Consider the following 10,399-nt stretch of genomic DNA (forward strand, 5'->3'; position numbering starts at 1 on the left):
AAGCGATACGTGCGCTAGCGCAGGGGTTCCAAGGGGGTTACGCGCTTGTAACCCCCTTGGCGGTTGAGGCGCTGGAGGCCAAGTGAACGCCGATCTCATGTCAACCGAACCAATCGCCTGACCGATTATCAACCGAACCAATCACCAAGCCAAACCTCAACTGAACCGATCAAAACTCACTCCCCTCACATCCTGATAACAAAACTGTTACCTCCATCACGGGTGAATGTTTTTTTTTGGTTAACTCTTGGCTTGTTTGTTGGTTTTTGATTACAATCATGAGCGAAAACGAACATTAAAGAGCTGTTTCGAACATCTGGAGGAAGGAAGCATGGAAACCAAAGACTTGATCGTGATCGGTGGCGGCATTAATGGTGCTGGTATCGCTGCTGACGCTGCAGGGCGTGGCCTGTCCGTTCTGCTGCTGGAAGCACAAGATTTGGCCTGTGCGACCTCTTCCGCCAGCTCCAAACTTATCCACGGTGGCCTACGCTATCTGGAACATTATGAGTTCCGTTTGGTGAGTGAAGCGCTGGCCGAGCGTGAAGTGCTGCTGAGATTGGCACCCCATATCGCCTTCCCAATGCGCTTTCGCCTGCCGCATCAGCCCCATCTGCGCCCCGCCTGGATGATCCGTGCGGGTCTGTTCCTGTATGACCATTTGGGCAAACGCACCACTTTACCCGCCAGTAAAGGGCTGCGTTTTGGGCCAGAATCAGTATTGAAGCCCGAGCTGATGCGCGGTTTCGAATATTCTGACTGCTGGGTAGATGATGCCCGTTTGGTGGTACTGAATGCGCAGGAAGTGGTCGAGCGTGGCGGGGAAGTTCGTACCCGCACTAAAGTGACCCGCGCATGGCGCGAACAAGGTTTATGGATGGTTGAAGCCGTCGACGTAAACAGCGGCAAAACCTTCACCTGGCGCGCTAAAGGCTTGGTGAATGCAACCGGCCCATGGGTTAAGCAGTTCTTCGACGATGGCCTAAAGCTCAAGTCGCCTTATGGTATCCGCTTAATCAAAGGCAGCCATATTGTGGTGCCACGGGTTCATAACCAGCCACAAGCCTATATTCTGCAAAACGAAGATAATCGCATTGTCTTCGTTATTCCCTGGTTGGACGAATACTCCATCATCGGCACCACTGACGTGGAGTACCACGGCGATCCGAAAGATGTGAAGATCGACGATCAGGAGATTGATTACCTGCTTAAAGTCTATAACGACCACTTTAAGAAGCCGTTGGGCCGCGACGATATCGTCTGGACTTACTCAGGTGTGCGCCCGTTGTGCGACGATGAATCAGATGCGCCGCAAGCGGTTACCCGCGATTACACCCTGGATGTGGCGGACGAAAATGGCAAAGCGCCACTGTTGTCAGTATTCGGCGGCAAACTGACCACTTATCGTAAACTGGCAGAGCACGCGCTGGAAAAACTGTCGGCCTATTATCCAAATGTTGGCCCCGCGTGGACCAAAACCAGCGCGTTACCGGGCAGCGATATTGGCGGCAACCGTGATACCTACACGGTACAGTTGCGCCACCGTTATAACTGGTTGCCCGAAGCGCTGGCTCGTCGCTATACCCGCACCTATGGTAGCCACAGCGAGCTGATCTTGGCAGATGCCACCAGCATCGAAAACCTGGGTGAGCACTTCGGCCATGGTTTGTACGAAGCGGAATTGCGCTATTTGGTCGAGAAAGAGTGGGTGGTCGAACTGGATGATGCTATCTGGCGTCGTACCAAGCTGGGCATGACCCTGGACGAAGCACAAAAGCAGCGCGTTGCTGAGTGGTTAGCCGCAGAGCAAAGCAAGCAGCAGCAGACGCTTTCGCTGGTTTCCTGATAGCGAATTCGGGCATCTAAGCTTTTTTAGGCGCAAAAAAACCCTCTTCACCGTTTATGGTTGAAGAGGGTTTTTGTTATTGGGCAAGTGAACAGCCTACCGCTTCAAGCAGCAAGGATATCGCTACAGGCGGATAGGCTTAATATGCCAAATCTCATCGGCGTACTCTTGAATGGTCCGATCGGAAGAGAAATAGCCCATATTGGCAATGTTGAGTAAGGCTTTGCGCGTCCACTCATCAGGGTGGCGATAGAGCGCATCGACTTTATCCTGCGTGTCGACATAGCTGCGATAATCCGCCAGCAATTGATAGTGATCGCCCAGATTCACCAGCGAATCAAACAGGCTGGTATAGCGTTGAGGCTCTTCCGGGCTGAAAGTGCCGGTGGCAATCTGCGTCAGAGCCAGATGCAGCTCCGAGTCTTCATCGTAATATTTCCGTGGATTATAGCCACTATTGCGCAGCGCCTCGACCTGCTCGGTCGTGTTACCAAAGATAAAGATATTATCCTCGCCGACATGTTCGCGCATCTCGACGTTCGCCCCATCCAGTGTGCCGATGGTCAGCGCCCCATTGAGGGCAAACTTCATGTTACTGGTCCCCGATGCCTCGGTGCCCGCCAGCGAAATCTGCTCAGAGAGATCAGCCGCCGGAATAATCAGTTGCGCCAGACTGACACTGTAGTTCGGGATAAAGACCACTTTCAGCAGATTATTGATCCGCGGATCATTATTGACCACCTTCGCGACATCATTGATAAGACGAATAATTTGTTTCGCGTTGTAGTACGCCGATGCCGCTTTACCGGCAAAAATAACCACCCGTGGCACCCACTTTTCGTCAGGCGCTTCGAGAATACGGTTATAGCGGGTGATCACATGCAGCACATTCAATAATTGCCGTTTGTACTCATGGATCCGCTTGATTTGGACATCAAACAACGCCGCCGGATCCACCACAATATTCAATTTTTGAGCGATATAGATCGCCAGCCGTTTTTTGTTCTCCAGCTTGGCTTTTCGTAACGCCAGCAGAAAACTGGGGTAATCGAGGTTCTTTTCCAGCTCGCTAAGTTGGCTCAAATCCGTGCGCCAGTTGTGGCCGATACTGTCATCCAGCACCGCCGCCAGTGGTCGGTTAGCCAGCCCCAGCCAGCGCCGTGGCGTGACGCCATTGGTTTTATTGCAGAAGCGGTTAGGGAAGATGCGGGCAAAATCAGCAAACAGTGACTGCACCATCAACTCCGAATGCAGGGCTGATACGCCATTGACTTTATGGCTGGCGATCACCGCAAGCCAGGCCATGCGTACTTGTCGACCATGGGTTTCATCAATAATGGATACCCGCGCTAACAGTTCGGGTTCGTCCGGATGCTGCTCCTGCACCAGCTTGAGGAAATGATCATTGATATCAAAGATAATTTGCAAATGCCGTGGCAGGATCTTGCCGATCATGTCAATTGGCCAGGTTTCCAGCGCCTCAGTCATTAAAGTGTGGTTGGTGTAGGAGAAGACTTGTTGCACCACATCCCACGCATCCATCCAGCTAAATTTGTGCTCGTCGATCAACAGACGCATCATTTCAGGGATAGAAAGCACTGGGTGAGTATCATTCAGGTGAATGGCAATCTTATCCGCCAGATTGTCGAACGTCTGGTGCATGGTCCAGTGGCGGTTGAGGATATCCTGCACCGTCGCCGATACTAAAAAGTACTCTTGCCGCAGACGCAGTTCGCGCCCGGAATAGGTTGAATCATCGGGATAGAGCACCCGCGATACGTTTTCTGAATGGTTTTTATCTTCAACTGCCGCAAAGTAATCGCCCTGATTAAATTTACCCAGATTGATTTCATTACTGGCCTGCGCAGACCATAAACGCAGTGTATTGGTTGCATCAGTATCAAAACCGGGGATGATTTGATCATAAGCGCAGGCGAGAATTTCTTCCGTTTCCAGCCAGCGGGTTTTGCTGCCCTCTTGCTGAATTCGGCCACCAAATCGCACTTTATAGCGGGTATTGTGCCGTGGGAACTCCCAGGCATTGCCATATTCCAGCCAGTTATCCGGCGACTCCATCTGTTGGCCGTTCACTATTTTCTGGCTGAACATGCCATATTCATAGCGGATACCATAACCGCGCCCCGGCAGCGCCAATGTGGCCAGCGAATCCAGGAAGCACGCCGCCAGGCGGCCCAATCCCCCATTACCTAAACCGGGGTCGTTCTCTTCCTGTAACAGTTCGGACAGATTGAGGCCCATCTCATCTAGCGCCTGCTCGATATCTTCATAAATCCCCATCGATAACAGTGCGTTAGAGAGTGTTCTACCCAATAAAAACTCCATCGACAGATAATAAACCTGCCGGACGTCTTGTGATAACTGTGCGCGGTTAGAGCGCAGCCAGCGCTCAACCATCCGGTCACGTACTGCAAATAGAGTCGCATTCAGCCAGTCGTGCTGAGTCGCAATGGTGGGGTCTTTACCCACAATAAACATCAATTTATAGGCAATGGAGTGTTTCAGTGCATCCACACTGACAACGGGTGAGGTATAACTGAACGGTGATGTCATAGCGGTTTTCCCCATTCGTGGTGATAACAAATCGTGGTTACAACAAATCGTGGTGACGATAAATCGGCCATCAAAGACGCCGATAAAGTGACAGATATTCTGCCGCTGCTACTTGCCAACCAAAGTCCAACCCCATGGCATGGCGCTGGACATGACGCCAATGTTTTGGCCGGCTCCACAAGACAAAAGCACGGCGTATTGCCCGCACCAATGCCTGCGCATCGCATTCATCAAACACAAACCCCGAGGCGCTGCCATCTGCCAGATTTTCCAGCGCGCAATCCACCACGGTATCTGCCAACCCGCCCGTGTGCCGGACCAGTGGCAAAGTGCCATATTTCAAACCATACAACTGCGTGAGTCCACAGGGTTCAAAACGGCTCGGCACCAGGATCACATCTGCACCGGCAATTATTCGGTGAGAAAATGCCTCGTGGTAACCAATTTGTACCCCAACCTGGCCGGAGTAGTCTGCTGCGGCCGCCAAAAATGCCTCTTGCAGAATCGCATCCCCTGCACCAAGAACCGCCAACTGTCCCCCCAGTTGCAGTAGTTCGGGCAAGGCTTCCAACACTAAATCCAACCCTTTTTGCGCGGTCAACCTGCTGACCACCGCAAAAATAGGTCTCTTTTCCGTCACCTCTAACCCCATAGCGGTTTGCAGGTGTGCTTTGTTCACCGCTTTCTCTTGCAGGTTCTCCGCGTCATAACATGCATGTAGCAAGGTATCAGTCCGTGGATCCCAAATACCACTGTCTACCCCGTTGAGTATCCCAGTCAATCTCCCTTGACTGGCGCGCTCTTGTAACAATCCTTCCATCCCGTAGCCAAACGCCGGCTGAGTAATCTCTTTGGCGTAGGTCGGGCTGACAGTGGTGACATGATCAGCAAAGAACAACCCCGCCTTCAGAAAGGAAATTTGACCATAGAACTCTAGCCCGTACATTTGGAAAAATGCAGCAGGTAGCTGTAATTCAGCCAAATGATGCGCTGAAAATAGCCCTTGATAGGCTAAATTATGGACGGTAAATACCGATCGTGCAGGGCGCCCCCGTGCCGCCAGATAAGCGCAGGCCAATCCGGCATGCCAATCGTGGGCATGTACCACCTCCGGACGCCAGTAGCCATCCAGCCCGCAAGCCAGCTCACAAGCCATCCATCCCAGCAATGCAAAGCGGCGATAGTTATCGGAATAAGCATACAACGATTGATCGTGATAAGGGCTACCAGCCCTATCATAGAGACCGGGGGCATCAATCAGATAGATACCAATACCCTGATACTTACCGTAACGTAATGAAACCCGGCCAGCAAAGGTATCAACCTCCCTCACTAACACGGTATCTGGAATGCCGCGACGCAAGTCAGGAAAGGCGGGCAGCATGACCCGCACATCCGCTCCCTCAGCAATTTGAGCGGCAGGTAAAGCACCAACCACGTCCGCCAAACCCCCTGTTTTTAATAAAGGAAATAGCTCAGAACATACGTGTAGTACCCGCATCATGGCTCCTAATACCCATCTGGTTTGACCCAATACAGAGATAACATCTAGTTAGCTAGAAATCATCCAAATGGGCGTTATTGTTGCAGCCAATTTGGACGCGGACAGCGCGCAAAAACCGGAGCGTACACGTAGTACGTGAGGATTTTATTCGCTACGCTCCCCCTACGGGCCGCCCTAAAGGGCGTTCAAAATGCAGGCATTTTGTGAGCACTGCCCAAGTTCAAAGTGGCAAATAAAATAGCCCTATTTGGCGGCTAACTTGGCGAGCATCGCCCGAGTCACTAACACCACCCCCCCCTCTGAACGGTAAAAACGGGCGCTATCTTCATCGGCGTTTTCCCCGATCACCATCCCTTCGGGAATGTGACACGCCCGGTCAATAATGCAACGGCGCAAGCGGCACGAGCGCCCGACATTGACATCCGGTAGCAGCACAGTGGAGTCGATGGTGCAGAACGAGTTCACCCGCACCCGAGGAAACAGCACCGAATGCACCACCACTGAGCCGGAGACAATACAGCCGCCGGAGACCAGCGAGTTCATCGTCATGCCATGGCTGCCGGAGCGGTCTTGCACAAATTTGGCCGGCGGCAGGGGTTCCATATGGGTGCGGATTGGCCAGGCGCGGTCATACATATCCAGCTCAGGAGTGACCGAAGCCAAATCGAGGTTAGCCCGCCAATAGGCATCCAGGGTGCCGACATCACGCCAGTAAGGGGGCATATCCGCATTGGAGGTCACGCAGGAGAGGTCAAATGGATGCGCCCACGCGGCTTTTTGCGCCGTGATTTTCGGGATCAAGTCTTTGCCGAAATCATGGGTAGAACCGGGGGTATTCCGATCCTCTTCTAATAACTTAAACAGATAATCGGCATTGAAAATGTAGATCCCCATGCTCGCCAGCGCCATATCCGGGCGACCAGGCATGGCGGGTGGGTTGGCCGGTTTTTCATAAAAAGCGGTCACCTGAAAATCTTCAGCCACCTCCATCACACCAAATTCACTGGCCTCATTAATGGGAACCGGAATACAGGCGACTGTGCACTCTGAATCTTTCTCCACGTGATCTATCAACATGCGCGAGTAATCCATCTTATAGATGTGATCACCGGCCAGAATGACAATATATTCCGCATCATAGCGGCGAATAATATCCAGATTCTGGTAAACCGCATCTGCCGTACCTTTGTACCACTGCTCGGTGCTGAGGCGCTGTTGGGCGGGTAAGAGATCGACAAACTCGTTCATCTCCTCATTGAGGAATGACCAACCGCGCTGAATATGCTGAACCAGCGTATGGGACTGATACTGGGTAATGACACCAATGCGGCGGATACCGGAGTTCAGGCAATTAGACAGTGCAAAGTCGATGATGCGGAACTTGCCGCCGAAATGTACCGCCGGCTTGGCACGGGTGGCGGTCAAATCTTTCAGCCGCGAACCACGACCACCAGCTAAAATCAGCGCCACCGTTTTATTCGGTAATTGTCTGGCTAACATCAACGGGTCTTTATTTTCGAATTTAACCATGGCTGACTCCTTAAGATTTCTGTACGAGCACGCAAATGTCATGCGCGGCTCCACTCCATACGGTTAATGGCCCCTCATTCTCTGGTGGCCCAAAAGGAGGGATCACCTCCCACTCTCCCGCAGGTAAGTGCATGTCGCAGAGTTGGTCAGTAGCGTTAATCACCACCAGCCAGCGCTGAGACAGCAAGATTTGCAGCTGTTTCTGGCTGCCCTGATCCCAAGCTGCATCACTCAACTCTTGCCCCTGACTATCCAGCCACTGCACATTGCCATCACCCTCCCGCCACCATGAATCTTTAATCAAGGCCGGAATTTGCTGGCGCAACCGAATAAGCTCAGCGGTAAATGCCGTTAATGTTCTATCTGCACTGCCCCAATCGAGCCAGGTGAGGATGTTGTTTTGGCAATACGCATTATTATTACCTTGCTGGCTATGACCATGCTCATCACCGGCCAGCAACATCGGCGTTCCCTGCGACAGCAATAAGGTGGCAAGCAAACCCCGTTGACACGATCTACGCCGTTGCCAAATAGCCTCGTCAGCCACTAAACCTTCACTGCCAAAATTATTGCTAAGATTGTTATCACTGCCATCACGGTTCTCTTCGCCATTGATTTGATTGTGCTTTTGGTTAAAACACAGCAAATCCTGCAAGGTAAAACCATCATGGGCGGTAATTTGATTGATGCTGGCGGAGGGCAAGCGCGCCCGCTGTTCGAACAGCGCACTGGAGGCCGCAAAATGCTGGGCAAACAGCCCTAGTGGCAAGTCATCGCGCAACCAGAAACGGCGCATCGCGTCGCGATATTGGTCATTCCACTCACTAAAACCGGTGGGGAACTGCCCCAATTGGTAGCCACCCAAGCCGATATCCCAAGGTTCGGCAATCATCTTGCAGCCACTGAGCTGTTCATCGGCGGCTAACGCGGCAAACAGCGGCGCGTGGGGATCAAACGCCGGAGTGCGGCCCAAAACCGTCCCTAAATCAAAACGAAAACCGTCAACGTGGCAGCTATCGACCCAATAGCGCAGGCACTCCACCACCCACTGCATCACATAAGGGTGATTAAGGCACAGCGCATTACCGCAGCCGGTCATGTTGTCGTACTCGCCCTCGGGGGTGAGCCAGTAGTAGCTGGCGTTGTCGATACCGCGTTGACACAGTGTGGGGCCGAAAACGTCTAACTCGGCGGTGTGGTTGAACACCACATCGAGGATCACCTCAATACCGGCGTTGTGTAGCGCTTTGACGGCATCTCGCAACTCTTGTAGCGGAGAGACGCCCTCGCGGCCCGAAGCATAATCAGGATCAACGGCAAAGGGGGCCAGCACGTTGTAGCCCCAGTAATTACTCAGCCCCATTTTTTGTAGCCGTGGCTCATCGACGTGGAATTGCACCGGCAGCAGTTCTAACGTGGTAATCCCCAGGTTTTTCAAATAGTGAATCATGGCCGGGTGGGCCAAACCGGCATAAGTCCCGCGCAGATCAGCAGGGATATCGGGATGCAGTCGGGTTAAGCCGCGCACATGGGCTTCATAAATCACCGTATTGCCCCAAGGAATGGTTGGAGACCTATCCCCCTGCCAGTCATATTCTTCGTGCACCACAATACATTTAGGCACCGCGGCAGCACTGTCCTGCTCATCAGGTTGATTGACCCCACCACTTAAGCGCGGCTCATCACCCACTTTGTGATCTAAGGCGTGGGCGCAGGGGTCTATCAATAACTTATGCGGATTAAAGCGGTGGCCTCGCTGTGGATCAAATGGCCCGCTGACCCGATAGCCATAGCGCTGCCCCGGCCTTCCTCCGGGGAGATAGCCATGCCAAATATCACCGGTGCGAGCGGGTAATGAGATCCGCAACTCCTGATTATTATCATCAAATAGGCACAGCTCTACCTGTTCAGCATTAGCTGAAAATAGGGTGAAATTTATCCCCGCCCCATCAAAATGTGCGCCCATTGGGGTCGGGAAACCTTGAGTCAGATTGACCATCCTACCCCTCCCGCAACAGATAAATCGTCGACAGTGGTGGCAGAGTGAGCAGCAATGAGTGCGCGTGGTTATGGCTACTCACATCATGGCTATGGATCCCGCCCTGATTACCCATATTGCTGCCACGGTAAAATTCAGAGTCAGAATTCAACACTTCACGATAATGGCCGCCCTGCGGAATGCCCACGCGGTAGTTATAGCGCGGCACCGGAGTGAAATTACTGATGGCAATCAATTCACCGCCGTTCTCATCGCGGCGTAAGAAGGCAAACACCGAGTTTTCATGGTCATCCACCACCAGCCATTCAAAACCCGCAGGTTGATAATCTAGCTCATAGAGTGGCGCATGTTGTTGATAGCAATGGTTTAGATCACGAACAAAGCGCTGCACCCCTGAATGCCAGCCGTTTTCATCATCCAGCAGATGCCAATCCAGACTGGTATCGAAATTCCACTCGCGCCCCTGCGCAAATTCGCACCCCATAAACAGCAATTTTTTGCCGGGATGCGCCCACATAAATGCGTAATAGGCGCGCAGGTTAGCAAATCTCTGCCATGCATCCCCCGGCATACGATCCAGTACGGAGCGCTTACCGTGCACCACTTCATCATGAGAAATAGGTAAGATGAAATTCTCGGTATAGGCATACAACATCCCGAAAGTCATCAAATTATGGTGGTATTTGCGGTGAACCGGATCGCACTGCATGTAATTGAGCGTATCGTGCATCCAGCCCATATTCCATTTGTAGTTGAAACCTAATCCACCGGCATCCGGCGGCAATGTCACCCCTGGGAAGTCCGTCGACTCCTCAGCCATGGTTACGCCACCGGGGCGCTCAACACCAATGGTGTGATTGGTGTAGCGCAGGAAAGCAATCGCCTCCAGATTCTCCCGCCCGCCATAATAGTTAGGCACCCACTGCCCTTCGGCCCGACTATAATCGCG

Annotated in this window: 6 protein-coding genes; 1 reads left to right on the forward strand and 5 read right to left on the reverse strand. The window is 52.5% G+C overall.

The window, feature by feature from the left end:
• Positions 1-331 precede the first annotated feature (331 nt).
• On the forward strand, positions 332-1,846 hold the full coding sequence (gene glpD / locus AACW11_RS14795; RefSeq protein WP_212586999.1) for a glycerol-3-phosphate dehydrogenase: 1,515 nt from the start codon (positions 332-334) through the stop codon (positions 1,844-1,846).
• A gap of 123 nt (positions 1,847-1,969) precedes the next feature.
• Here glpD and glgP read toward each other — a convergent pair whose 3' ends face one another.
• The 5 genes from glgP to glgB all read right to left on the reverse strand — a co-directional run.
• The gene (gene glgP / locus AACW11_RS14800; RefSeq protein ID WP_212587000.1) at positions 1,970-4,417 is read right to left on the reverse strand and encodes a glycogen phosphorylase; all 2,448 of its coding nucleotides are present in this window, start codon (positions 4,415-4,417) and stop codon (positions 1,970-1,972) included.
• A 70-nt stretch (positions 4,418-4,487) separates the two neighbouring features.
• Complete coding sequence (gene glgA, locus AACW11_RS14805; protein ID WP_212587001.1) at positions 4,488-5,918, reverse strand: glycogen synthase GlgA; 1,431 nt, start codon at positions 5,916-5,918, stop codon at positions 4,488-4,490.
• Positions 5,919-6,164: 246 nt separating this feature from the next.
• Positions 6,165-7,451, reverse strand: a complete 1,287-nt coding sequence (gene glgC, locus AACW11_RS14810) for a glucose-1-phosphate adenylyltransferase (RefSeq protein WP_212587002.1) — start codon at positions 7,449-7,451, stop codon at positions 6,165-6,167.
• Positions 7,452-7,461: 10 nt separating this feature from the next.
• A complete protein-coding gene (gene glgX / locus AACW11_RS14815; protein WP_212587003.1) occupies positions 7,462-9,450 on the reverse strand; it encodes a glycogen debranching protein GlgX in 1,989 nt (662 codons plus the stop codon).
• Between the two features lies 1 nt (position 9,451).
• Positions 9,452-10,399: 1,4-alpha-glucan branching enzyme (glgB, locus tag AACW11_RS14820; protein ID WP_212587004.1), on the reverse strand; the 948-nt coding region annotated here is incomplete at its 5' end.

The organism is Yersinia sp. Marseille-Q3913, from assembly GCF_963892745.1.
In the GTDB taxonomy this organism is placed as follows: Bacteria; Pseudomonadota; Gammaproteobacteria; order Enterobacterales; family Enterobacteriaceae; genus Yersinia; species Yersinia bercovieri.